Raw genomic sequence first — 22,752 nt, forward strand, 5'->3', positions numbered from 1 at the left:
GTCCGGGCTCCGGCCTTGGCAATTCCGTCCGAGACAGTTGGTGAAGGGAATTTGCCCTTCTTAATTTCCAACCGAGACGGGGACAGTCTTTTATCGGTCGCCCGCCTGGCATTCCCGGGTGACGCGGCTTGACCGACCCCATCGGACATCGTTGCGCAAGGGACAGGCGGGATTCATTCCGCATGGCTTTTGCGTGTGTTAGCGGCCCGGTTGCTTGCAGCCGGGCATGAGTGGAGAAACAGGCATGGATCGTGCTGAAAAGGCCGAAGCCGTATCCTCGCTGAACGCTACGCTGTCGAATGCAGCCTCGGTTGTGATTGTTCGCAACCTGGGTCTTACCGTCGCCCAGTCGACGGTGCTTCGCGAGCAGATGCGGAACGCGGGTGCAAGCTTCAAGGTCGCGAAGAACCGCCTGGCCAAGATCGCGCTCGATGGCACCTCCTACACCGGTATCAGCGATCTGCTGACCGGCCCCACGGCAATCGCCGCTTCGACCGATCCGGTCGCGGCTGCGAAGATCGCGGTGGAATTTGCCAAGACCAACGACAAGCTTGAAATCGTTGGTGGTGGCATGGGGGATGTGGTCCTCGACGTGGAAGGCGTGAAGGCGCTTGCATCGCTGCCGTCGCTTGACGAACTGCGTGGCAAGCTTGTCGGCCTGCTCCAGGCTCCGGCCACCAAGGTTGCCCAGATTGCGGCAGCCCCGGCTGGTCAGCTGGCGCGGGTCTTTGGTGCCTATGGCGCCAAGGAAGCGGCATAAACTTTTACCTACCGTAACAATTCACCGGGCTTTCCCGGTTCTGATGGAGAATGAAAATGGCTGATCTCGCAAAGATCGTTGAAGACCTGTCGGCGCTGACCGTTCTGGAAGCTGCTGAACTTTCGAAGCTGCTCGAAGAAAAGTGGGGCGTTTCGGCCGCTGCTGCCGTTGCGGTTGCCGCTCCGGCCGCTGGTGGCGCCGGTGCCGCCGCTGCTGAAGAGCAGACCGAATTCGACGTCATCCTGACCGGTGACGGCGGCAACAAGATCAACGTGATCAAGGAAGTCCGTGCGATCACCGGCCTGGGTCTGGGCGAAGCCAAGGCACTCGTCGAAGGCGCGCCGAAGGCCGTCAAGGAAGGCGTCAACAAGGCTGAAGCTGAAGAGCTGAAGGCCAAGCTGCTCGCCGCCGGCGCGACCGTCGAACTGAAGTAATTCGGTTCGGGTCCGGCGGGCTTGCCCGCCGTGCTTGCGAAAAAGAAAAAGGGCGGTGCTGCGAGGCGCCGCCCTTTTTCATTGCCCGGAAGGGGGCGTCAGTTGCGCGTCCAGCCGGGCTTCAGCTCCTTGCGGACGCTGCCGGGCTGGAGGCGGCGAACCTCCTGTTCGGCCGGCGCCGGGATTGTCTGGCGCTGGGCGATTTCCCATGCGCTGACCGGTTTGCGAACCGGGGCCTGTTCGGTTTGCGGCTCGCTGGTCGCGAGCGCGGCGTCATAGTCGGCGCGTTCCTGACGATCGAGGAAGCGCGCGCGGGCGAGGCGCTTGCTGAGCGTGGTGAAGGGGTTGTCGGGCGTCGGCCCCGCCATTGCCATCGCCTCGTGACGCCCCATGCTGCCCGAAGGCGCTGCCGCGAAGGCCGGCGTGGTCGCAGGCTCTGTCGGCTGCAGTTCAGGCGCAGGCGCGACGACGGTTTCCGCGCGGGTGAAGGCGGGCTCGGTGGCGGGTTCACCCGTCGGCACCCATTCGGCGTTCGAATTCTCGTTGAATTCCCAGACCTCCTTGGAGGCCTTGCGACGGCGCGCGAAGGCGATGCCCGCACCGCCGACGATCAGCAGCGCGGCTGCACCTCCGACGATTTCCCAAGGAAAGCTGTCGCTGGTAGCGGGCGCTGCCTTTTCAACCGCAACAGGTGCGGTCTCTACCGTCGGCTGGACCGGCTCAACGACGACGGGCGAAACCGGCGCAGCCTCTTCGATCGGCGCAGCCGCGGCGGCAACCGGCGCGACGGGCGCGGCCGCGACACGCGTGGGGGCTGCCTGTGCCGGGCGCGGTCGCGGAGCCGCGCGTTCGGCCCGGGCACGGGCGGGCGGGGCAGCGGCTTCACGCTCGGCTGCCTTCGGAGCGGGCGGCAGGTCGAGCGGGACGCGGATCACCGGCTGGGGCGCCGGTTGCGCGGTCGGGGCCGTCGCGGGCGCCGTCGTAGCGGGCGGCTGGACCGTCGGCGGAGCCGAGGCCGGCGGCACGCTGACCGGTGGCGTCATCGGTACCGTCGTTTCCTGCGCGAAGGCGGCGGGGGTGGAGAGGACCAGGAACGCGGCAATCGCGCTCGCGGCGGGGCGGAGGAGGGGAGCATTTTTCGTCATAGTGGAGGGCAAACGAACGGCGCCCGAAAAGCGCTGCTAAAATGCGTCCGATTCCACGATGAGCCGTGCCGCCGTGGCGGCGCGGCGAAGATTTCGGGCCCGTTCGTCGCGCCCGACGACCGCTTTCGGGGTCAGCCGATGGGGGCTGGCTGGGGCGAGGCGAGAGTCATCGCGCCCGCTGCCGAGATCGCCGCGCCGACCAGCGACATCTCGCGGTCGAGCCGCTCGTCGAGGGCGATATCGTCCATTGCGGCCATGTCGATAATCAGCGGCATCGACAGTGACAGGCGCAACGTCCCGGCCATTCGCCCGTCGGCGAGCGGGTGCGTCTTCACCGGCTGGCCGAGACGGATTTCCTGGCCGAGCCACTGGCGCGACTGGCGCGCGATATGGCCGTGCATCGTCTTCGCGGCATCGAAATCGCATTGCGGCCAGCGTGCCGACAGGTCGAGCGTGCGCAGCGTCTCGGTCGCAAGGCAGCTCGTGCCCGCGCCGGGGACCTCGGCAAGCTCGAGGCGCTTGACGATCCGCATCACATGATGGCTGAAACGCGCGGCGACATGCGTCGCGCGCCCGGCAGGAAGCGCAGCGAAGCGCTCGATCTCGATCAGCGCCGCCTGCAGGCGCAGGAGCAGGCCGAAATTGCCCGTAGCATGCAGAATGTCGGCGCCGGGCCAGTCGGCGGGCCATTCGGCGCGGTTGGCGAGGCGGCGGAAGCCCTCGGGAAGCGGCCTTGCGCGGTCGCGCGCGGCGGCGGGTGCCAGCGCGAAGCCGCTGAACGGCGGGCCGCCGGCGAATTTCGAGCCGGTCATCAGGACGGTGCAACCGAGCGCGAGATAGCTGCGGACGACATCGGGCGCGATGCGAAGCTGGCAGGCGTCGACGACGATCGTCATCGCGTCGCCATGCGTCGCGACGAGGCGCTCGACGTCGGCGAGCGCCGGGAGCGTGAGGCCCGATTTCGAGCCGTGGACGACATGGACGACCGCGCGGCGGCCGTTGGCGGCGGCGCGCTCGATGTGGAGCGACAGCTCGGCGGCAACCGCGGCCGAGGCGCGCGGGCGGCCGGCGGCGTCGCGCACGCCAACGTCGATCAGCTCGATCCCGGCAAAGGCCGGGTCGATCGCCGATTGCGCGACGACGCGCGCGCCGGTCGCGGTTTCCTCGGCAAAGAAGCGGCCTGCGGCGCTATGGATGCAGCCGCTGCCGACCTCGTCGCGGCCGAGCAGAACGGCGGTGAGCGGCCGGCCGTCCCAGGCGGCGGCGAGGCCGACATATTCGAGATCGGTTCCCGACGCGGCGAAGACGATCGCGGCATCGTCCGAACCGAAATATGCGGCGAGGCGGTCGCGGATCGCGTCGAGGCCCGCGGCATAATCGCGCGCGGCGACCGGCTGGTCGAGCCGATCCCTCCATTCGACGACCAACGTCTCGAACGCATGCTCCGAAATGCTGCTGATCGTCGACGACCCGTAGGCGAGCGCGTCGCTGGGCGCGGCGCTGGCATAATATTGGTTACGCCCCTGCGCATCGAGGCGGATGCGCCCGTCGCCGCCGCTGATCAGCGCTTCGGCGAGCCGCGCGGCATGGCGGCCGTCGCTGCGCAGTGCGTTTTTCTCATAGCTTTTCGGGTTCAGAAGCATGCGGATAAATCCGTTCCGGGGAAGACCATGACCCGCGAATTACCGGCGCAAGATGACAGAGATTTGGCGTTTTGGTTGCAGCGCAGTCATTGAAAAGTCATCGGCATGAAACCTGCGCGTGGTCAGAGCGTCACATGCGAACCAACGACCTTGCACCCACCAGGCTGCCCGATCGCTTGCGCGACACGCAGCGGCTTCTCTTCATCGCCAAGCACGCGAAATGGACCGGCGGGCTCCATAGCGAAGACGGCAACCACGCGCTCTATCACCGCGAAACGCGCGAGATACTGGAAGGGCTCGGCATCCCGCTGCTCGTCGCCGACAATTACGCCGACCTGTTCACCCGGCCCGACGCCGACTTCGTCTTTCCGCTGCTCAACCGCGGCGGCTTCTACAACAGCGAGATGCTGCTGCCGCTGCTCTGCAACCGGCTGGGGCTGCCCTATGTCGGCGCGTCGCCGATCGTGCGCGGCCTGTCCGACGACAAGCACCTGACCAAGCTCGAAGCGGCGGCGCGCGATATTCCCACCGCGCCCTGGTCGCTGTTCCGCCGCGGCGCGCCGGTCGATGCGTCGCGCTGTCCGCCGGCGAAGCGCTGGGTGATCAAGCCGAACAACAGCTCGGCTTCGTGGGGCATTCGCGACGCGCACGACCGGATCGAACTCGCGCAGGCGATCGCCGAAATCCATGCGCTCGATCATGACGCGATCGTTGAGCCCTTCATCGACGGCAGCGACGTCGAGGTGCCGGTGATCACCATAGACGGCGAGCCGGCGATGCTGCCGATGATGATCTTCGAGCAGGCCGACCCGAGCCACCTGCGCACCTATCAGGAAAAGCGCGATCTGGTCGACCGCAGCCAGAAATACAGCCTGAAGCTGTTCGACGACGCCGAAATCGGCGCGCGGCTGATCGAATATACGCGCGCGATGGCTGAAGTCTTCCGGCCTTTCGATTATGGCCGCTTCGAGTTTCGCGTCGATTTCGCGACCGGCGAGATCCGGCTGCTCGAGGTCAATCTCAACTGCAACCTGTGGTCCGAGAAGGTTTTCGGTCGCGCCGCGATTGCAGCCGGCTTTACCCAGGCCGACCTGATCGAGACGATCGTGTCCGAAAGCATGATCCGCCAGCTTGTCGGTTTTGCGCGGAGGGACGCGGCATGAGCGGCTCGATCCTGATCCTCGCGGGGCGCCGGCCGGGTGCGGTCGACGCGCTCGCCGAGGCGCATGGGGTGGGCGACAAGTGCCTCGTTCCCGTCGCGGGCCGCGCGATGATTGCGCATGTACTCGACAGCGCGGCGCAGACCGATGCGGCCCGCATCTTCGTCTCGACGCATCATGAGACCCTTCTTGATGATCTGGCCGACGAGGTGATCGAGAGGCTGGGCGAGCGCCTCGTCATCGTGCCGGCCGCCGACAACCTCGCGGACTCGGTTCTTGCGGTCGCCGGCCAAGCCGCGTTTCCGTTGTTCATCACCACGGCGGACAATTGCCTGCTGACCCCCGAAACGATCGTCGAGATCGGAAACGAGGCGGCTCGGCTCGGCGTGGGGGCGGGGGTTGCGCTCGCGCGGCGCGAGGATGTGCTTGCCGTGCATCCCGAGGGGCAGCGGCGCTTCTATGAATTTTCGGATGTCGCGGTGTCGAACTGCAACGCCTACTGGATCGGCGATCCCGCAGCACTCAAGGCCGCCGAGGCGTTTCGCGGCGGCGGGCAGTTCGTCAAGAAGCCGATCCGCGTGATGCAGGCGTTCGGGCTGATCAACCTGCTGCGTTTCCGCTTCGGGCTGGGGCCGATCCACCACATCTTCCAGCGCATTTCGCGCCACCTGAAAGTCGACATCGCCCCGCTGCTGGTGAGCAACGGGGCGACAGCGATCGATGTCGACAACGAGCGGTCGTTGCGGGTGACCGAGGCGCTGATGAAGCGCCCCGATATCGTCAATCCGCGACCCAGTTCCCGTGGAACCCCGGCGGCACGCGATGCGGCAGGTGAACCACAGCTTGCGGTGACCCGGTAAAGTCATCGGCATTCAGGATGACGAGATCGGTGGTCTCGTCGTTCATGTCGACGACGAGGCCGATCAGCCAGCCGTCATCCTCGGCGCCATCTGCGCTGCGCGGAACGAAGACGAACTCGCCGGGATGCCGGCCGGGGCCGAAATCGTGGGCATCGGTGACGCCCTTGTCGAGATCGTGGCGGAACAGGCGGGTATCGGCGATCTGCCATTCGGACGCCTCGGCCTCGGGGATCGCGACCGTGTAGGCATAGCGATAGGGCCTGGTCGTCAGTCTTTCGTCGTAGCGCGGGAATTCCTGAGCATGGTCGTGGATGACGGTGCGGACCGAGGTGCGCGCGGCGGGATCGAGCGTCCAGCGTTCCATGCGGGCCTTCTGGCTGTCGGGGCCGCGGGTCGATTCGGCGAACATCGTCTCGTGCGCGACGACGTCGACGATGATCTTGCCGTCGGCGGTCTCGAACGCGTTCGCGGGATGGAAGACATAGCAGGGCTCGACGGGAACCCAGATAATGTCGTCTGCGCTGCCCTTCCTGGGGAGGAGGCCGACGCGTGCCTGATGCTTCTCGTTCCAGGCATAGGGGAAGCGATAGCCTGCAAGCAGCCGCGACATCGAGAAGGTGACGGGCAGGTCGAGGACGAGCACGTAATTTTCGGTGATCGCGCAATCGTGGATCGACGGGCCGTCGCTGACCGGGATCGCAAGCTCGCGGATCACCTGCGCATGTTTGTCGACGACGACGTGCCAGACGGTGTTGAAGTCGTCGCCCTTGTAGGTGATCGAGTGCATCTCGCCCGTGGAGGGATCGAGGTGCGGGTGCGCGGTGTACGGACCCTTCAGCGTGCCGTCGAAGGGGTTGTGAGCGATGGTGTTGAGTTCATAGCCGAGCTCGACCGGCTTGCCGCCCGCCTCGACGATCGCGAAGGTCCGGCCGTCGACGCCGATGACATTGGTGTTCGGCGCGTCGTTGCTTTCGGCGCGCGGGCCGGGGGGGATTTCCTCGCCAAGGACTTCGCAAGCCTCGGCGCCGCGGACCCAGCGGTTGCGGTACCAGTCGGCCTTGCCGCCTTCGATGCGGATGCCGTGGACCATGCCGGCGCCGGTGAACCAGTGATAGCTCGCGGGGTCGGGTGCGACCGCGGGGTTCGGGCCGTTGCGCAGGTAGCGGCCGGTCAGGCTGGCAGGGATTTCGCCGTCGACGCGCAGTTCCTCGAGCGTGAATTCCTCGGTCATCGGGGTGTGGATGCCGGTGAGATAGGGGTGCGCGTCGGCGGGGCGGGGGAGGCGCTTGCGGTTGAAGTCGGCGACCTTGCCGATGCCCTTGGTGACGGCGCCGCGGATCAGGGTTTCCATATTGCTCGCCATGGGGATGCTCCTTAAGCCGAAGGTTTCAAAGGTGCCGCGCAGTGTGGAGGGGATTGCACTGGCGACTCGGAATGTTTACGGTGACAACATGAGCGAACAAGATAACAGTGTCAACATAGAAAATGCCGGAGCGAAAAGTTCGGGCTCCTACCACCATGGCGATCTGCGCGCGGCGGTGATCGCGGCGGGGCTCAAACGGCTGGAGGAAGGCGACGGCGCCGAGCTGGGGCTGCGCGCACTGGCGCGCGACGTGGGGGTAAGCGCAACCGCACTTTACCGCCATTTTCCCGACAAGGAGGCGCTGCTCGACGCGCTCGCCGACGAGGGGCTGCGGCGGTTGGGCGCGCTGCAGGCGCAGGCGTGGCTGAAAGCGGGAGGCGGACGTACCGGTTTCCTGGCGACGGGCGTCGCCTATGTCCGCTTCGCGCACGACGAGCCCGCGGTGTTCCGCCTGAGCTTCACGCGCCAGATGCACGAACGCAGCAAGGAAAGCGGCGACGGAGGGGAAGTTGCCTATAATCTGCTGCGCGCGGGCGTCGAGCAGACGATGCCGCACCTCGATCAACCCGAAATTGCCGCGCTTCATGCGTGGTCGCTCGTCCACGGCCTCGCGATGCTCGTCCTCGATCGCCGGATCGAATGGGACGAGGAACGGATCGGGCAAATCGTCGGCATGACCTTCGGTGGCGTCGACTAGAGGCTAAAGGTGCGTGATTTTGCTGTGAAATCGCGTTAAGCCGTGGCGGAATGTTAGCGGTTTATTTTCCAGTTTTCGGATAGATCCGGAGCATGACGCGGTCGCTCTCACCCGGAGTCGAAGCGGCTTTCTGGTCGCTGCTTACGGCGCTCGGCTATTTTCTGCTGGCGAGCCTGTCGCTCTATGCGACCAGGGGCGCGGACAATATTGCCGCCGTGTGGCCACCGAGCGGCTATTTCCTTGCGCTGTTGCTGCTGATGCCCGGACGCGCGCAAGCAGCGTCGTTCGTGGGCATGGGTGTTGCCAGCTTCGGCGCCAATCTGCTGGGCGGCACGCCACCGCTCGCGTCGGCCGCCTTCACGCTCGCCAACGCGTCCGAGGCCTATGTCGCGCTGTGGCTGGTCCGGCGCCGTCACGCGGGCGACCTGTCGTTCATGGTCCCGCGATCGGTCGGCGATTTCTGCATCGCGACGCTGTCGGCGAGCGCGCTGAGTGCCTCGATCGCGACCGCGCTTGCCGGAACCGGCATCGATTTCTTCTTCTCATGGCTGACGACCGTGGCGCTCGGCATGCTGATCGTGACGCCGCCGATCGTCATGCTGGCGCGCATGATCGGCACCAAGGCGCTCGACAACGCATCGTCGCGCATGAAGACCGAGGCAATCCTGATCCTGACCGCCGCCGCGGCGGTCACCGCTACGGCCTTTTCGCAATCGCATTTCCCGGTGACCTTCCTGCCGTGCATCGCCGTCGTCGCTGCTGCGTACCGGCTAGGGCCCTTCGGCGCGGCGACGGGAATGCTGATCGTGACGATCATCGCGTCGCTGCTGACCGGGCAGGGGCACGGGCCGATCGCGGCGATCGACGACAGCCAGAAGGTCCGGGTGCTGTTCCTGCAATTCTATCTGCTGGCGTTGCTGTTCACGACGCTGCCGCTCGCGGCCCTGCTGGTGGTCCAGCGCAAGCTCGCGCGCCGCCTCGAACAGAGCAATCGCTGGCTGGTGCAGGCCGAGGCTGCGGCGCTCGTTGGCCATTGGCGCGTCGATCTGGTCAACTGGACGATCAAATGGTCGGATCAGACCTATCGGGTCCACGGGCTGGAGCCCGGAACCCCCGTCGATGTCGACTATAGCGTCGAGCAATATGTCGAGGAGGATATGGAGGAGGTTCGCAAGGTGCTCGCCGAAGCGGTGCGCACCGGGCAGGCTTTCGAATATCAGGGGCGGATTCGCAGGCTCGACGGCGAGATCCGCCATGTGAAATCACACGGGTCGATCGAGATGGGCCGCGGGGGCAAAGCGATCGGCATCTTCGGAACCGTGCAGGATGTCACCGAGACTGTCGAGAACGCCCGCATCCTCGAAGCGGCGCGCAGTGCGGCCGAGCGGGTCGCGAACACCGACATGCTGACCGGCCTGCCGAACCGGCGCGCGACGCTGGCTTTTCTGGAAAAGGCGCTGGCCGGCGCGCGCGACAATGGCGCACCGCTGGCGGTAGCGATTTTCGACATCGACCATTTCAAACGGATCAACGACACGCACGGTCATGCGGTCGGCGACGATGTGATCCGCCGCGTGGCACAGCGGGCGAAGGCGGCCCTGCGCGACGGCGATCTGGTCGGCCGGATCGGCGGCGAGGAATTCGTCTGCATCCTTCAGCGGTCGAGCGCGCAGGCGGCAGAAATCGTCGCCGAGCGGGTCCGCAAGGCCGTGGAGACGGGAACCGCGGAGGAAGCGACCCTGCCCGACGCGACGATCAGTATCGGCCTGGCGCTCTATGATGGCGAACCCGACGCCGAGGAACTGCTCCACCGTGCCGACCAGGCGCTCTATGCGGCAAAGCGCGACGGACGGAACCGGCTGCGGATGGCGGCCTAGCGGCGGTAAGCGCTTGGGTGCGCATGGCTTTTCCGCTATCGTCCGGCCCGGACAATAGCGTGGGAGGCTTTCATGAACAGGGATGACATGGTGGCGAGACGGCACCTGCTCGCGGGGGGCGCTGCGTTGGCCGGCCTCGGGCTCGTGCCGGCCGCCTTCGCGAAGACCGCGATCGGCGGATTCAAGGGGCTTATCAGCGGGGCGTCCGACAATGCGCTCGACCGGCTGGCGCAGCCCGGTGCTTTCTATGCCGATACCGCGGTGCGTATCCTGTTGCCGGGCGCGAGCGGCAAGCTGGCGTCGAAGCTGCTCGGTGCGGGCGACAAGCTGGGGCTGACCACCAAGCTGACGAAAAGCCTGAACGACGCGGGCGGCAAGGCGGCGGGCGAGGCGAAGCCGGTGTTCCGCGCCGCGATCGACAATCTGGGCTGGAACGACGTGCCGTCGCTGGTGTCGAAGAAGGACGGCGCGACGCGTTATCTGCAATCGAGCGCGGGCGGGGTGCTGACCGAAAAGGTGCGGCCGCTGGTTACGGGGGCGCTTGAGAGCGTTGGAGCGTATCGCCAGCTCGACCAGTTGGGGCGGAACAACCAACTGCTGTCGCTCGCGGGGGTCAGCCACGACCGGCTGACGGATTCGGTTACCGAGCAGGCGCTGAAAGGCATCTTCCTTTACATGGGCAATGAGGAAGCGGCGCTGCGGAAGAATCCCGGGAAGTTGCTGAAAGGGGTATTCTGACGCGGCTGACGACCCGTTCGGGCATTGGCGCCGCCGCAAATTCGTGCATTGTGCGGTCCTGTTCCGGGAAAGCTGCGGGGCAGGACAGGGAGTCTTATGCAAATCGAGGGTGACTATCATCGCGACGGCTATGCGACGATCAGGGGCCTGATCCCTCCGGAGGTCGCCTTCAATCTTTTCAGGCAAATCCAGATCGACCTCGAGGCTTCGGGCAAGTCGTTCGAGACCTTTGCCCAGGCGCACGCGCTTTCACCGCGGCCGACCATCGAAATCTCGGGCCATTTCTACCGGCCGCTCACCACCTTCCTGTGGGGGCTGACGCCGATCATCAGCGAGCTTACGGGAGCCGACCTGCTGCCGAGCTACGATTATTTCCGCATCTATCACCAGGACGATATCTGCCGCGTCCACGCCGATCGTCCGTCGTGCGAGCACAGCGTGTCGCTGACGCTCGTCTACAGCGACGGTCTGGCATGGCCGCTGGAAGTCGGCTCGGAACGGGTTACCAGCGTGGATCCGTGCACCGAGGACTTCGGCGACGAGGCTTTCTCGGCCGTCGAGATGCAGCCCGGCGATGCCGTCCTGTATCGCGGAATGGATCTGCGCCACGGCCGGACGCGGCCCAATCCCAACCGGTGGTCCGCGCATCTGTTCCTGTTCTGGGTCGAGCGTCGCGGCGAATTCGAACAGCATGCGTTCGACGCGCAGCGGCTGACGTCGGAACTGGAACGCGTCGGCAATCAGGGCGCGGCGTAGCGCGGAGCCCGCTATTGCGCGGCCAGCGCAATGGCGTCGATCTCGATCCGGAAGCCGAAGTGCAGCGGGCCGGTCGCGATCACGGTTCGGGCCGGGCGGACGTCGCCGAAAAATTCGCGGTAGGCCTGATCGACCCCGTCCCAGTCGGCCATGTCGCCGAGATAGACAGTCGTCTTGAGGATCTGCGCGGGGCCGACGCCGGCGCTTTCGAGGACCGCGGCCAGATTGTGCAGCGTCTGTTCGGCCTGTGCCCCGAAAGGCGCGCCGGCGAGCGAGGCGTCGCGGCCGGGAAGCAGCGGCAGCTGGCCCGACACGAAGATCAGGCCCCCCCCGGTCGTGTAGGGCGAATAGTGCGGGCCTGCGGGATTTGGGCTGGTCATCATGGTCTCCGGATCGCGTGCAGATCGGCAATATCATTTCCTGCACGGACCTGCGATACTCGCCGGACATTCCTTGCAGCGCGAAGGAGAGGGTGATGGCCTGTTCGCATGAGACAACGATCCGCGACGTCGTCCCCAGCGCCAAGGGATGCGAGGATTGCCTGCGGATCGGCGGCATCTGGGTGCATCTGAGGCTCTGCCGGGCGTGCGGTCATGTCGGATGCTGCGACGATTCCCCGCATCGCCATGCGCGCGCGCATTTCCACGAGACCGGCCATCCGATCATCGAGGGCTATGATCCGCCCGAAGGCTGGGGATGGTGCTATATCGACGATGTGGTCGTCGATCTTCCCGACCAGACCCCGCAGATCGGGCCGATCCCGCGCTATTTCTGAGCGGCCAAGGGTTTCGCCGTTCCGGCGGCGGATGCGGGGGAAGCGAGAAATTTCCTGGGCCCCTTTGACACCCGGGCCCCCCAATCCTATATGGCGATCACACCCGATCGTCCGAGATAGAGCCTGCCTTTGCGCAGCGGGCTGTACGGATAGGGCGATAGGGATTTCGAGATGCGTCAGAAAGCTGCGGGAAACCGGCAACGGTTGATCGCGGCCTTTTTGCGTCTCTCCTGCGCTCGCGAGCTATTTTTTCAAGGCGAGACAATCACTTATGGCGACCAAGGCGAAGTCGGTGGGCAAGGCCCTCGAAGCAACCGCGACCAAGCGAATCCGCAAGCTGTTCGGCAACATCCACGAAGCGGTGGAGATGCCCAACCTCATCGAGGTGCAGCGCGAATCCTATGAGCAGTTCCTGCGCTCGGACCCCTCGATCGGATATGTCTCGGGCCTCGAAAAGACGCTCCGCAGCGTTTTCCCGATCCGCGATTTCGCCGGCACCGCCGAGCTGGACTTCGTTCACTACGAACTCGAAGAGCCGAAGTACGACGTCGAGGAATGCCGTCAGCGCGGCATCACCTATGCGGCGCCGATGAAGGTCACGCTGCGCCTGATCGTGTTTGAAGTCGACAGCGAAACCGACACCCGTTCGGTCCTCGATATCAAGGAGCAGGACGTTTACATGGGCGACATGCCGCTCATGACCGAGAACGGCACCTTCTTCGTCAACGGCACCGAGCGCGTCATCGTGTCGCAGATGCACCGTTCGCCGGGTGTGCTGTTCGATCACGATCGCGGCAAGACCCACTCGTCGGGCAAGTATCTCTTCGCCGCGCGCGTCATTCCGTATCGCGGTTCGTGGCTCGACTTCGAATTCGACGCCAAGGACATCGTCAACGTCCGTATCGACCGCAAGCGCAAGCTGCCGGTCACCAGCCTGCTTTACGCGCTGGGCATGTCGGGCGAGGAAATCCTCAACCACTTCTATGACCGTCTGGTGTTCGAGCGCGCCTCGAACGGCTGGAAGGTTCCGTTCGTCGTCGAAAACTGGCGCGGCGCGAAGCCCGCGTTCGACGTCGTCGACGCCAAGACCGGCGAAGTCGTCTTCGCCGCCGGCCACAAGATCAGCCCGCGCCTTGCCAACAAGGCCGCGAAGGACGGTCTCGACACGCTGCTGATCCCGACCGAGGAAATCTTCGGCCGTTACAGCGCCTATGACCTGATCAACGAGGCGACTGGCGAGATCTACATCGAAGCCGGCGACGAAGTGACCGCCGACAACCTCGAAAAGCTCGATGGCGCCGGGATCGACAAGCTCGTCCTGCTCGACATCGACCACAACAACACCGGTCCGTGGATCCGCAACACGCTGAAGGCCGACAAGGCCGAAGACCGCGACCAGGCGCTGAGCGACATCTATCGCGTCATGCGCCCCGGCGAACCGCCGACGCGCGAAACCGCGGAAGCGCTGTTCGACGGCCTGTTCTTCGACGGCGAACGCTATGACCTGTCGGCCGTCGGCCGCGTCAAGCTGAACATGCGCCTTGGCCTCGACGCCGAGGACACGGTGACGACGCTCCGCAGCGAGGACATCCTCGCCGTGGTCAAGGAACTGGTGAACCTGAAGGACGGCAAGGGCGAAATCGACGATATCGACAACCTCGGCAACCGTCGTGTCCGCTCGGTCGGCGAGCTGCTCGAGAACCAGTATCGCGTCGGCCTGCTCCGCATGGAGCGCGCCGTGAAGGAGCGCATGAGCTCGGTCGACGTGTCGACCGTGATGCCGAACGACCTGATCAATGCGAAGCCCGCGGTCGCCGCGGTGCGCGAATTCTTTGGCTCGTCGCAGCTCTCGCAGTTCATGGACCAGACCAACCCGCTGTCGGAAGTCACCCACAAGCGCCGCGTCTCGGCGCTCGGGCCGGGCGGTCTGACCCGCGAGCGCGCGGGCTTCGAAGTCCGCGACGTTCACCCGACCCACTATGGCCGTATCTGCCCGATCGAAACGCCGGAAGGCCCGAACATCGGTCTGATCAACAGCCTCGCGACCTTTGCGCGCGTCAACAAGTACGGCTTCATCGAGACGCCGTACCGCCGCATCATCGACGGCAAGGTGACCAACGAGGTCGTCTATCTGTCGGCGATGGAAGAGCAGAAGCACACGGTTGCGCAGGCGAACGCCGACCTCAACCCCGACGGCAGCTTCATCGACGAGCTGATCTCGGCGCGCGAAGCGGGCGAATTCCTGATGGCGCCGCGCGAGCAGATCACGCTGATGGACGTGTCGCCGAAGCAGCTCGTTTCGGTCGCGGCATCGCTGATCCCGTTCCTGGAAAACGATGACGCCAACCGCGCGCTCATGGGATCGAACATGCAGCGTCAGGCCGTTCCGCTGCTCCGCGCCGAGGCTCCGGTCGTCGGCACGGGCATGGAAGGCACCGTTGCGCGCGACTCGGGCGCGGCGATCGCGGCGCGCCGCGGCGGCGTGATCGATCAGGTCGACGCAACTCGTATCGTTATCCGTGCGACCGACATGGTCGAACCCGGCAAGTCGGGCGTCGACATCTATCGCCTGCAGAAGTTCCAGCGTTCGAACCAGAACACCTGCATCAATCAGCGTCCGCTGGTGAAGGTGGGCGAGATCGTCCGGACCGGCGACATCATCGCCGACGGTCCGTCGACCGAGCTTGGCGAACTGGCGCTCGGCAAGAACGTGCTCGTCGCGTTCATGCCGTGGAACGGCTACAATTATGAGGACTCGATCCTCATCAGCGAACGCATCGTGAAGGACGACGTCTTCACCTCGATCCACATCGAGGAATTCGAAGTCACCGCGCGCGACACGCGCCTCGGGCCGGAAGACATCACGCGCGACATCCCGAACGTCGGCGAGGAAGCGCTCCGCAACCTCGACGAAGCGGGCATCGTCTATATCGGCGCCGAAGTCGGCCCGGGCGACATTCTGGCCGGCAAGATCACCCCCAAGGGTGAATCGCCGATGACGCCGGAAGAAAAGCTGCTGCGCGCGATCTTCGGTGAAAAGGCCAGCGACGTGCGCGACACCTCGCTCCGCCTGCCGCCGGGCGTGTCGGGCACGGTCGTCGAAGTCCGCGTCTTCAACCGTCACGGTATCGACAAGGACGAACGCGCGATCGCGATCGAACGCGAAGAAATCGAGCGCCTGAAGCAGGATGCCGACGACGAGCGCGCGATCCTCAACCGTGCGACCTTCTCGAGCCTGAAGGACCTGCTGATCGGTCAGACGACCAGCGCGGTGCCGAAGGGCCTGAAGAAGGGCGATACGGTCACCGAGGAGATGCTGGTCGATCTCGACCGCGCCGACTGGTGGAAGCTGGCCGTTGTCGAGGACAATGCCCAGACCGCTCTCGAGGCGATCAAGGCGCAGTATGACGACGCGATCAAGCGGATCAACGCGAAGTATGAAGATCGCGTGGAGAAGCTGCAGCGCGGCGACGAACTCGCCCCGGGCGTGCTCAAGATGGTCAAGGTCTTCGTCGCGGTGAAGCGCAAGCTGCAGCCGGGCGACAAGATGGCCGGCCGTCACGGGAACAAGGGCGTCATCAGCCGCATCCTGCCGAACGAGGACATGCCGTTCCTCGAAGACGGGACGCCGGTCGACATCGTGCTGAACCCGCTGGGCGTGCCGTCGCGCATGAACGTCGGGCAGATCCTCGAAACGCACCTTGGCTGGGCCTCGCGCGGCCTCGGCCGTCAGGTGACGCAGGCGCTCGACGAATGGCGCGATGCCAATCCCGACGCGACGGGCGGTCAGATGCCCGAAGCGGTCCGCGACCAGCTCGAGCATGTCTATGGCACCGAATATCTGGACGACATCAAGTCGCGCGATGCAGACAGCATCGTCGAACTGGCGTCGAACCTGCGCGTCGGCGTGCCGTTCGCGACCCCGGTGTTCGACGGCGCGAAGGAAGCCGACGTCACGAACATGCTGACCCTCGCGGGCCTGCATGAATCGGGTCAGTCGGACCTGTACGACGGCCGCACCGGTGACAAGTTCGACCGCAAGGTGACCGTGGGCTACATCTACATGCTGAAGCTCCACCACCTTGTCGACGACAAGATCCACGCGCGTTCGATCGGGCCGTACAGCCTCGTCACCCAGCAGCCGCTGGGCGGTAAGGCGCAGTTCGGTGGCCAGCGCTTCGGTGAAATGGAGGTCTGGGCGCTCCAGGCCTATGGCGCGGCGTACACGCTGCAGGAAATGCTGACGGTGAAGTCCGATGACGTGATCGGCCGCACCAAGGTTTATGAAGCGATCGTCAAGGGCGACGACACCTTCGAGGCCGGCATTCCCGAAAGCTTCAACGTGCTCGTCAAGGAAATGCGCTCGCTGGGCCTCAACGTCGAGCTTTCGTCCTATGCGGACGAAGACCCCGACGAAGGTCCGGACGCTCTTCCGGAAGCCGCGGAATAATGGATCAAATGCCGGTGTGACGGAATTGGTAGACGTATCACTACAGTGGTCCCCGAAAGGGGTGCGGGTTCAAGCCCCAGCCACCGGCAACTGAACTATTTCAAGATTTTCCCTCGATTGAGGACAAAGACATGAACCAGCTTACCAACTTCATGAACCCGGTCGCGAAGCCCGAAACCTTCGACATGATCAAGATCGGCATCGCGAGCCCGGAACGCATCCGCTCGTGGTCGTTCGGCGAGATCAAGAAGCCCGAAACGATCAACTACCGCACGTTCAAGCCCGAGCGTGACGGCCTGTTCTGCGCGCGCATCTTCGGTCCGATCAAGGATTATGAATGCCTGTGCGGCAAGTACAAGCGCATGAAATACAAGGGCATCGTCTGCGAAAAGTGCGGTGTCGAAGTCACGGTGACCAAGGTCCGCCGCGAGCGCATGGGCCATATCGAGCTCGCCGCTCCGGTCGCGCACATCTGGTTCCTGAAGTCGCTGCCGTCGCGCATCGGCCTGCTGCTCGACATGCAGCTGAAGCAGCTCGAGCGCGTCCTTTATTTCGAAGCCTATATCGTTCTTGAGCCCGGCCTGACCCCGCTCGAGAAGTTCCAGCTTCTGACCGAAGACGAGCTGCTCGACGCGCAGGACGAATATGGCGAAGATGCCTTCTCGGCCGGCATCGGCGCAGAGGCGATCCGCGTGCTCCTCGAGAATCTCGACCTGGAGCAGGAACGCGTCGACCTGATGGAAGAGCTTGCGACCACCAAGTCGGAGCTGAAGCCCAAGAAGATCATCAAGCGTCTGAAGGTCGTCGAGAGCTTCATCGAATCGGGCAACCGTCCCGAGTGGATGATCCTCGAGGTCGTGCCGGTCATTCCGCCCGAACTGCGCCCGCTGGTGCCGCTCGACGGTGGCCGCTTCGCGACGTCGGATCTGAACGACCTGTACCGCCGCGTGATCAACCGTAACAACCGCCTGAAGCGCCTGATGGAGCTGCGCGCGCCGGACATTATCGTCCGCAACGAAAAGCGCATGCTGCAGGAAGCCGTCGACGCGCTGTTCGACAACGGCCGCCGCGGCCGCACGATCACCGGTGCGAACAAGCGTCCGCTGAAGTCGCTGTCGGACATGCTCAAGGGCAAGCAGGGTCGCTTCCGTCAGAACCTGCTCGGCAAGCGCGTCGACTATTCGGGCCGCTCGGTCATCGTGACCGGTCCGGAACTCAAGCTGCACCAGTGCGGCCTGCCGAAGAAGATGGCGCTCGAGCTGTTCAAGCCGTTCATCTATGCGCGCCTCGACGCCAAGGGTCTGTCGATGACCCTGAAGCAGGCGAAGAAGTGGGTCGAAAAGGAACGCAAGGAAGTCTGGGACATCCTCGACGAAGTCATTCGCGAGCACCCGGTCCTGCTGAACCGCGCCCCGACGCTTCACCGCCTCGGCATTCAGGCGTTCGAGCCGGTTCTGATCGAAGGCAAGGCGATCCAGCTTCACCCGCTGGTCTGCGCCGCGTTCAACGCCGACTTCGACGGTGACCAGATGGCGGTCCACGTGCCGCTGTCGCTGGAAGCGCAGCTCGAAGCACGCGTGCTGATGATGTCGACCAACAACATCCTCAGCCCCGCGAACGGCAAGCCGATCATCGTTCCGTCGCAGGACATGGTCCTCGGTCTCTATTATCTCTCGCTGGAGCGCGAAGGCGAACCGGGCGAGGGCATGCTGCTCGCCGACATGGCCGAGGTGCATCAGGCGCTGCACGTCGGCGCCGTGACGCTCCACACCAAGGTCAAGAGCCGCGTTCCGCAGACCGACGAGGAAGGCAACACCTACCTCAAGCGTTACGAAACGACCCCGGGCCGCATGCTGATCGGCGAATGCCTGCCGAAGTCGCACACCGTGCCCTTCGACGTCGTCAACCGCCTTCTGACGAAGAAGGAAATCGGCGACGTGATCGACCAGGTCTATCGTCACACCGGCCAGAAAGAGACCGTACTGTTCGCCGACGCCATCATGGCGCTGGGCTTCCGCAACGCGTTCAAGGCGGGCATCTCGTTCGGCAAGGATGACATGATCATTCCGGCGTCGAAGGAAGGGATGGTCGACGAAACCCGCGCGCTGGTGAAGGATTTCGAGCAGCAGTATCAGGACGGCCTGATCACGCAGCAGGAAAAGTACAACAAGGCGATCGACGCCTGGTCGCAGTGCGGCGACAAGGTGGCGAACGCCATGATGGACGAAATCCGTGCGACGCCGAAGCTGGACGACGGCCGTCTGGCCCCGATCAACTCCATCTACATGATGGCGCACTCGGGTGCCCGTGGTTCGCAGGCCCAGATGAAGCAGCTCGCCGGCATGCGCGGCCTGATGGCCAAGCCGTCGGGCGAGATCATCGAAACGCCGATCATCTCGAACTTCAAGGAAGGCCTCACCGTTCTCGAGTATTTCAACTCGACCCACGGTGCGCGTAAGGGTCTGGCCGATACGGCGCTCAAGACGGCGAACTCGGGTTACCTGACCCGCCGTCTGGTCGACGTGTCGCAGGACTGCGTCGTGATCGAGGACGATTGCGGCACCGAACGCGGCATGGAAATGCGCGCGATCATCCAGGGCGGTTCGACGATCGCCTCGCTGGGCGAGCGCATCCTCGGCCGTACCACGCTCGAGGACGTCGTCGACAAGGACGGCAATGTCATCGCGCCGGTCGGCACGCTGCTCGACGAAGCGATGGTCGCGAAGATCGAGGAAGCCGAAGTACAGGCGGTCAAGATCCGCTCGCCGCTGGTCTGCGAAGCGACGCTGGGTGTTTGCGGCAAATGCTACGGCCGCGACCTTGCGCGCGGTACGCCGGTCAACATCGGTGAAGCGGTCGGCGTTATCGCCGCCCAGTCGATCGGTGAACCCGGCACGCAGCTGACCATGCGTACGTTCCACATCGGTGGCGCGGCGCAGGTCAACGAGCAGTCGAACCTCGAAGCGATTTCGGACGGCACGATCGAATATCGCGAAATGGCGACGATCGTCGACCAGCGCGGCCGCCGTCTGGCGCTGTCGCGTTCGGGCGAAATCGCGGTCATCGACGCCGAGGGCCGCGAGCGCGCGACCCACAAGCTGCCCTATGGTGCGCAGATCATGCACAAGGACGGCGAGAAGGTGAAGAAGGGCGACCGGATTGCCGAATGGGATCCGTTCACCATGCCGCTGATCACCGAAAAGCACGGTGTCGTGAAGTATCAGGATCTGATCGACAGCAAGACGCTGATCGAGCAGGTCGACGAAGCGACCGGCATCGCGCAGCGCGTCGTGATCGAATATCGCGCCGCCGGCCGTGGCAAGAAGGAAGACCTTCAGCCGCGCCTGACGCTGCTCGACGACGCCTCGGGCGAAGCCGCGCGCTATCTGCTCGCGGTCGGCACGATGCTGTCGGTCGAGGACGGTCAGGAAGTGCAGGCGGGTGACGTTCTCGCCCGTGTGACCCGCGAGGCGTCGAAGACGCGCGACATCACCGGCGGTCTGCCGCGTGTTGCCGAGCTGTTCGAAGCGCGCATCCCGAAGGACAATGCGGTGATCGCCAAGATCAGCGGCCGCATCGAATTCGTGAAGGACTACAAGGCGAAGCGCAAGATCGCGATCGTTCCGGAAGAGGGCGATTCGATCGAGTATCTGATCCCGAAGTCGAAGGTTCTCGAAGTGCAGGAAGGCGATCAGGTCAAGCGCGGCGACGCGCTGATCAGCGGTTCGCCGAACCCGCACGACATCCTCGACGTGATGGGCGTGGAAGCGCTGGCCGAGTATCTGGTCGCCGAAATCCAGGAAGTCTATCGACTGCAGGGCGTGAAGATCAACGACAAGCACATCGAGGTGATCGTTCGCCAGATGCTGCAGAAGGTCGAGATCACCAGCGGCGGCGACACCACGCTGTTGCCGGGTGAGCAGCTCGATTATCTGGAGATGATGGAGTATAACGCCAAGCTGCCGAAGAACGGCGTGCCTGCGGAGGGCCGCCCGGTCCTGCTGGGCATCACCAAGGCGTCGCTGCAGACCCGCAGCTTCGTTTCGGCCGCGTCCTTCCAGGAAACGACCCGCGTTCTCACCGAGGCTTCGGTGCAGGGCAAGATCGACTCGCTGCAGGGTCTCAAGGAAAATGTCATCGTCGGCCGCCTCATTCCGGCGGGTACCGGCGCTGCCATGAACCGCGTCCGCGTCACCGCGTCGTCGAAGGACGCCGCGCTGCGTGCCGCCATGCGCGCCGCGAACCCGGACCTGATCGCTCCGGCGAGCGCTGCCGACGAGCATGCCGCCGAACTGGCGCAGGGCCCCGAAGCGGCGATCGGCGACGATCCGCTGGGTGCGGTCGAGGGTGAAACCCACGGCACCGACGCCGATGCGGGCGATTACCTGATCCAGAGCGACGGCGAATAATCTTCGCCCCGCTTTCGGGCTGACAGAAACAGGCCCCGCCGGAGCGATCCGGCGGGGCTTTCTCTTTGCCCCGAGGCGCGTCGTCCCGATCCGTTTCGGGGACGGTGCTTCTTTCACCGATTGTCCATCTGTGCTGTCTAGGGCGACGGAACGATCCGTTTTAACAAGGCCTTGGCGATGCGCGGAGAAACCAGATTTCATGCCCTCGACGGCATCCGGGGCGTCGCGGCGCTCGCGGTTGCCGCCTATCATTTCGTCGGCGGGTTCCCGGGCTTTCTGGCGGTCGACCTGTTCTTCGTCCTGAGCGGTTTCGTGATCGCGATGAGCTATTCGGAGCGGTTGAAGCAGGGGCTTGGCGCCGGGGGTTTCATGATCCTGCGCCTGGAACGCCTCTATCCGCTGTGGCTGCTCGGCTGCCTCGTGGCGGTGGCGGGTTTCGTCGCCAATGGCGCTGCGGCCGCAGCGCCCAAATGGTTCGCCGGTATCACGCTGGCCAATTTGCTGATGCTGCCCGCGCCGGCCGACCGCTGGACCTTTCCGCTGAATATTCCGGGCTGGTCGCTGTCGTTCGAGATTCTGGTGGGGCTGGCCTTCGCGCTCGGCCTCTGGAAGCTCAGGACCACGGCGCTGGCGGCACTGACCGTCGCCGCGGGCGCCGCCCTGATCGCGATGGCCGCGCCGCCGCACTTCTTCGATCTGGGGGCGGACTGGCCGACCATTTGGGGAGGGATTCCGCGCACGCTCTATTCCTTCCTCGCGGGCGTGCTGATCTTCCGGTCGGGCATCGCGGCGACCCGGCGCGTGACCTGGCTGGCGCCGGTGCCGATCGCGCTGTCGCTGTTGATCCTGCTCTGGACGCCGCCCGCGGCGCTGACAGGTGCGGTACAGGGGATGAGCATCATGCTGCTCTTTCCGCTGCTCGTGTGTCTCGCGATCCGGTGGGAGGTGCCGCGGGTGCTCGAACGGGCGGCCGGCCTGCTCGGCGACATTTCCTACCCCGTCTATGTGCTGCACGTGCCGCTGCTGTTCATCGGCGAGGCGACGAAGACGGCGACCGGGTCGGTCGCGTCGGGGCTGGCGGTCTATCTGGCGAGCGTGACGCTGCTTGCGCTGCCGGCGGCAATGGCCGATCGCGCGGTCAGGGGATGGCTGCGCCGCCAGCGTCTGTCGCGCGGGATTGCCGTGGTCCAGACCGCCACGCAATGAAAAGGGCCCACCGGATGACCGGTGAGCCCTTGGTCCTTGGGAATGTGCGGGCCGGTGCGACTGCGCCTTGAAGGCGGCCGGCCCGGGCTGTCCTAGGGCGCGAGGATCGCGACGGCGAGGTACAGCAACAGAGGCAGGCCGAAGCCGAGGAGCGTCAGGGCGACAAAGGCGACGCGCGTCCACAAGACATCGATGCCGAACTGGTCTGCCATCCCGGCGCACACGCCGAAGATCATCCCGTTGCGACGATTCTTGCGAAAACCCTGGTTCATTTCTTTCCTTTCGATCCCGGCCGTCAGGCCGGCGTTTTTGGCTGGCGACGGGGTCTGGTCAGGCGACCAGACCACCGAAGTGCGCAGCGTTCGGGCCGACAGCGGCAAGGAACATGAGCGAGCAATAAGCCGTGGCAACCGCGGCAACCGCGTAGCTCTTGAACGAGTCGATCGAGAAGTGGGCCATCATACTATCCTTTTTTATCC

General features: G+C 64.9%; 18 protein-coding genes and 1 tRNA gene. 13 read left to right on the forward strand and 6 right to left on the reverse strand.

From position 1 onward, the window contains the following. The first annotated feature begins 244 nt into the window (after window positions 1–244). Entirely contained in the window at window positions 245–760 is a 516-nt protein-coding gene (gene rplJ / locus L7H23_RS16715) for a 50S ribosomal protein L10 (RefSeq protein ID WP_237836995.1), read from the forward strand. 56 nt (window positions 761–816) lie between these two features. Further along, complete coding sequence (gene rplL, locus L7H23_RS16720) at window positions 817–1,194, forward strand: 50S ribosomal protein L7/L12 (RefSeq protein ID WP_237836996.1); 378 nt, start codon at window positions 817–819, stop codon at window positions 1,192–1,194. A 98-nt stretch (window positions 1,195–1,292) separates the two neighbouring features. Here the strand turns inward: rplL and L7H23_RS16725 are convergent, their stop codons facing one another. Both L7H23_RS16725 and L7H23_RS16730 read right to left on the reverse strand, forming a co-directional pair. Beyond that, the gene (locus tag L7H23_RS16725) at window positions 1,293–2,339 is read right to left on the reverse strand and encodes a hypothetical protein (RefSeq protein WP_237836997.1); all 1,047 of its coding nucleotides are present in this window, start codon (window positions 2,337–2,339) and stop codon (window positions 1,293–1,295) included. 131 nt (window positions 2,340–2,470) lie between these two features. After that, window positions 2,471–3,982 carry a hypothetical protein gene (locus L7H23_RS16730; RefSeq protein ID WP_237836998.1) on the reverse strand — a complete coding sequence of 504 codons (1,512 nt, stop codon included), beginning with the start codon at window positions 3,980–3,982 and terminating at the stop codon, window positions 2,471–2,473. 134 nt (window positions 3,983–4,116) lie between these two features. On the opposite strand from L7H23_RS16730, the gene L7H23_RS16735 reads away from it, so the two are divergent. Together L7H23_RS16735 and L7H23_RS16740 are read left to right on the forward strand one after the other, a co-directional pair. Beyond that, window positions 4,117–5,145: a phosphoribosylglycinamide synthetase gene (locus tag L7H23_RS16735; RefSeq protein WP_237836999.1), complete on the forward strand. Its 1,029-nt coding sequence runs from the start codon at window positions 4,117–4,119 to the stop codon at window positions 5,143–5,145. Then, a complete protein-coding gene (locus tag L7H23_RS16740) occupies window positions 5,142–6,002 on the forward strand; it encodes an NTP transferase domain-containing protein (protein WP_237837000.1) in 861 nt (286 codons plus the stop codon). The genes L7H23_RS16735 and L7H23_RS16740 overlap by 4 nt, the downstream gene beginning before the upstream one ends. Here the strand turns inward: L7H23_RS16740 and L7H23_RS16745 are convergent. Further along, window positions 5,923–7,365 (reverse strand): carotenoid oxygenase family protein, encoded by a 1,443-nt coding sequence (locus L7H23_RS16745; protein ID WP_237837001.1) that lies wholly within the window; start codon window positions 7,363–7,365, stop codon window positions 5,923–5,925. The two genes, L7H23_RS16740 and L7H23_RS16745, sit on opposite strands and share 80 nt — an antisense overlap. Window positions 7,366–7,453: 88 nt before the next feature. On the opposite strand from L7H23_RS16745, the gene L7H23_RS16750 reads away from it, so the two are divergent. The 4 genes from L7H23_RS16750 (at window position 7,454) to L7H23_RS16765 (ending at window position 11,433) form a co-directional block, all read left to right on the forward strand. After that, window positions 7,454–8,062: a TetR/AcrR family transcriptional regulator gene (locus tag L7H23_RS16750; RefSeq protein ID WP_237837002.1), complete on the forward strand. Its 609-nt coding sequence runs from the start codon at window positions 7,454–7,456 to the stop codon at window positions 8,060–8,062. Window positions 8,063–8,154: 92 nt separating this feature from the next. Continuing rightward, window positions 8,155–9,939, forward strand: a complete 1,785-nt coding sequence (locus L7H23_RS16755) for a sensor domain-containing diguanylate cyclase (protein WP_237837003.1) — start codon at window positions 8,155–8,157, stop codon at window positions 9,937–9,939. 72 nt (window positions 9,940–10,011) lie between these two features. Beyond that, a complete protein-coding gene (locus L7H23_RS16760; RefSeq protein WP_237837004.1) occupies window positions 10,012–10,677 on the forward strand; it encodes a DUF4197 domain-containing protein in 666 nt (221 codons plus the stop codon). Between the two features lie 96 nt (window positions 10,678–10,773). Then, complete coding sequence (locus L7H23_RS16765) at window positions 10,774–11,433, forward strand: hypothetical protein (protein ID WP_237837005.1); 660 nt, start codon at window positions 10,774–10,776, stop codon at window positions 11,431–11,433. An 11-nt stretch (window positions 11,434–11,444) separates the two neighbouring features. Here L7H23_RS16765 and L7H23_RS16770 read toward each other — a convergent pair whose 3' ends face one another. Continuing rightward, the gene (locus tag L7H23_RS16770; protein WP_237837006.1) at window positions 11,445–11,816 is read right to left on the reverse strand and encodes a RidA family protein; all 372 of its coding nucleotides are present in this window, start codon (window positions 11,814–11,816) and stop codon (window positions 11,445–11,447) included. A gap of 92 nt (window positions 11,817–11,908) precedes the next feature. Here L7H23_RS16770 and L7H23_RS16775 point away from each other — a divergent pair, with 92 nt between their 5' ends. The 5 genes from L7H23_RS16775 (at window position 11,909) to L7H23_RS16795 (ending at window position 22,273) form a co-directional block, all read left to right on the forward strand. After that, window positions 11,909–12,208 (forward strand): UBP-type zinc finger domain-containing protein, encoded by a 300-nt coding sequence (locus L7H23_RS16775; RefSeq protein ID WP_237837007.1) that lies wholly within the window; start codon window positions 11,909–11,911, stop codon window positions 12,206–12,208. 271 nt (window positions 12,209–12,479) lie between these two features. Then, entirely contained in the window at window positions 12,480–16,658 is a 4,179-nt protein-coding gene (rpoB, locus tag L7H23_RS16780; RefSeq protein ID WP_237837008.1) for a DNA-directed RNA polymerase subunit beta, read from the forward strand. Window positions 16,659–16,668: 10 nt separating this feature from the next. Next, window positions 16,669–16,747 (forward strand) — tRNA-OTHER (locus L7H23_RS16785). Window positions 16,748–16,789: 42 nt separating this feature from the next. After that, a complete protein-coding gene (rpoC, locus tag L7H23_RS16790; RefSeq protein ID WP_237837009.1) occupies window positions 16,790–21,067 on the forward strand; it encodes a DNA-directed RNA polymerase subunit beta' in 4,278 nt (1,425 codons plus the stop codon). Between the two features lie 177 nt (window positions 21,068–21,244). Beyond that, the gene (locus L7H23_RS16795) at window positions 21,245–22,273 is read left to right on the forward strand and encodes an acyltransferase (RefSeq protein ID WP_237837010.1); all 1,029 of its coding nucleotides are present in this window, start codon (window positions 21,245–21,247) and stop codon (window positions 22,271–22,273) included. Between the two features lie 92 nt (window positions 22,274–22,365). Here L7H23_RS16795 and L7H23_RS16800 read toward each other — a convergent pair whose 3' ends face one another. Together L7H23_RS16800 and L7H23_RS18560 are read right to left on the reverse strand one after the other, a co-directional pair. Then, entirely contained in the window at window positions 22,366–22,545 is a 180-nt protein-coding gene (locus L7H23_RS16800) for a PspC domain-containing protein (protein WP_058816939.1), read from the reverse strand. A gap of 58 nt (window positions 22,546–22,603) precedes the next feature. Continuing rightward, the gene (locus tag L7H23_RS18560) at window positions 22,604–22,735 is read right to left on the reverse strand and encodes a hypothetical protein (protein ID WP_275671211.1); all 132 of its coding nucleotides are present in this window, start codon (window positions 22,733–22,735) and stop codon (window positions 22,604–22,606) included. Between the last annotated feature and the right edge of the window lie 17 nt (window positions 22,736–22,752).

This window comes from Sphingopyxis sp. BSN-002 (genome assembly GCF_022024275.1).
GTDB lineage: Bacteria > Pseudomonadota > Alphaproteobacteria > Sphingomonadales > Sphingomonadaceae > Sphingopyxis.